We start from the raw sequence: 1598 nt of genomic DNA on the forward strand, positions 1-1598 counted from the left end.
GTCGTCCTCTGCGTCAGCCTGCTGCTGGTCGCCGTCGACGCCACCGTGCTGCACGTGGCGGTCCCCGCCGTCACCGAGGACCTGAGGCCCGGCGGGATCGAGCTGCTCTGGATCGTCGACGTCTACCCACTGGTCTGCGCCTCGCTGCTGATCCTGTTCGGCACGCTGGGCGACCGCATCGGCCGCCGAAGAGTCCTGCTCCTCGGATACGCGCTCTTCGGAGTCGCCTCCGGCCTCGCGGCCCTGGCCGACAGCGCACAGGTGCTGATCGCGGCGCGGGCGCTGCTCGGCGTGGGCGGCGCGATGATCATGCCCGCGACCCTCTCGATCCTGCGGCAGGTCTTCCCCGACCGGCGCGAGCGGGCGCTCGCGATCGGCATCTGGAGCGCCGTGGCCGCAGTCGGCGCGGCGGTCGGACCGCTGCTCGGCGGCTTCCTGCTGGAGCACTTCTGGTGGGGCTCGGTGTTCCTCGTCAACATTCCGTTGATGCTGGTCAGCCTTCCGGTGGGGCGACTGCTGCTGCCCGAGTCGAAGGGCGACGGCAGGGGTCCCTGGGACGTGGTCGGCGCGCTGATGGCGGCGGCCGGTCTGTTCGGTGTCGTGCTGGGCGTGAAGCGGCTCGGCGGCGGGGAGTCGCTGGGCAGCCTGCTCACCGTGCCGTCGCTGGTGGTGGGCGCCGCGCTGTTGGTCGGCTTCGTACGGCGGCAGCGGCGGCGGACGTATCCGCTGGTGGACCTCAAGATGTTCGCGCGGCCGGCGTTCAGCACGTCCGTCGGGTGCATCGTGCTGGCGATGCTCGCGCTGGTGGGTCTGGAGCTGATCGCGGCGCAGTACCTGCAGCTGGTGCTCGGGCTGTCGCCGCTGGAGACCGGGCTGCGGCTGCTGCCGCTGACGTTCGCGGCGATGGCGGCCGGGCTGGCCGGGGCGCGGATGCTGCGGCGGTTCGGGCCGCGGCGGATGGTGTGCGCCGGGTTCTGCCTCACGGCGTTCGCGGTGGTGCTGCTGACGGCGCTGGGCCGGACCGACGACTGTGCGCTGATGGTGAGCGGGTTCGTGCTGCTCGGCTTCGGGCTGGAGACGACGCTGTTCGGGGCGTACGAGTCGATGCTGAGTGAGGCGCCGCCGGAGCAGGCCGGTGGGGCGGCGGCGATCGGGGAGACGTCGTACCAGCTCGGGGCGGGGATCGGGATCGCGCTGCTCGGCACGGTGATGAACGCGGCGTACGCGCCGGGGCTGTCCGGGGTGCCCGGGGTGCCGGCGTCGGCGTCCTCCTCGGCGGGGCATTCGCTGGGGGAGGCGTACGAGGTCGCCGCGCAGCTGGGCGGGTCCGCCGGTGCCGCGCTGCGGCATGCCGCCCGGGACGCGTTCGTGCACGGGCTGCATGTGACGTTGCTGGTGAGTGCGGGGCTGTTGCTGCTCGGAGCGGTGATGGCGTTGCGGTTGCCGCGGGTCATGCAGTGCGAGCCGGGACCGGTGGAGCTTCCTGCCCCCAGGGACGCGGCGGAGTCACGCGTCTCGGTGTGACGCCCCTTTCTTGCCCACCCACGCGCCACCCGTGACTCTCGGCCGAGAGGCTGGGGCGGTCGACCAGGCGCCGA

Annotated in this window: 1 protein-coding gene; it reads left to right on the plus strand. The window is 73.0% G+C overall.

Translation table 11 applies throughout. The annotated features are described in order from the left end of the window. Positions 1-1524 (plus strand): MFS transporter (locus ABZ281_RS48750; protein ID WP_356665215.1); only part of this gene is annotated, 1524 nt, incomplete at its 5' end. Positions 1525-1598 lie beyond the last annotated feature (74 nt).

The sequence above is a fragment of the Streptomyces sp. NPDC006265 genome (assembly GCF_040613555.1).
GTDB lineage: Bacteria > Actinomycetota > Actinomycetes > Streptomycetales > Streptomycetaceae > Streptomyces.